Source organism: Bradyrhizobium uaiense, from assembly GCF_010811875.1.
In the GTDB taxonomy this organism is placed as follows: Bacteria; Pseudomonadota; Alphaproteobacteria; order Rhizobiales; family Xanthobacteraceae; genus Bradyrhizobium; species Bradyrhizobium uaiense.
This window is the reverse complement of record NZ_VKHP01000862.1, coordinates 1-246: the sequence shown is the minus strand read 5'-3', so window position 1 is coordinate 246 and position 246 is coordinate 1. Positions and strand designations below refer to the sequence as shown.

1 protein-coding gene is annotated in these 246 nt (G+C 63.4%); it reads right to left on the bottom strand.

The features are described from left to right. Positions 1-246 (bottom strand): hypothetical protein (locus FNJ47_RS47835; RefSeq protein ID WP_163163702.1); only part of this gene is annotated, 246 nt, incomplete at both ends.

Here is a 246-nt window from a genome sequence, read left to right as displayed (position 1 = left end):
CCGCCGATTTCCACCATGCCCTGATGCGCGAGGTGATGACCACCGAGCTGCTGCGCGTCAAGGTGCTGATCGGCACCGCCGTCATGCTCGGCGCCATCAGCCTGCTGGTGTATCTGTTCGCGCCGGATCACCGGCAGGTCGCGGTCCTTGCGCATGTACCAGGTGATCGCACCGTGCACCCAGATCTCGAACAGGATCAGCGGACCGGTGACGTAGAAAATGTAGACCGGGCTGAGGTTGCCGTGC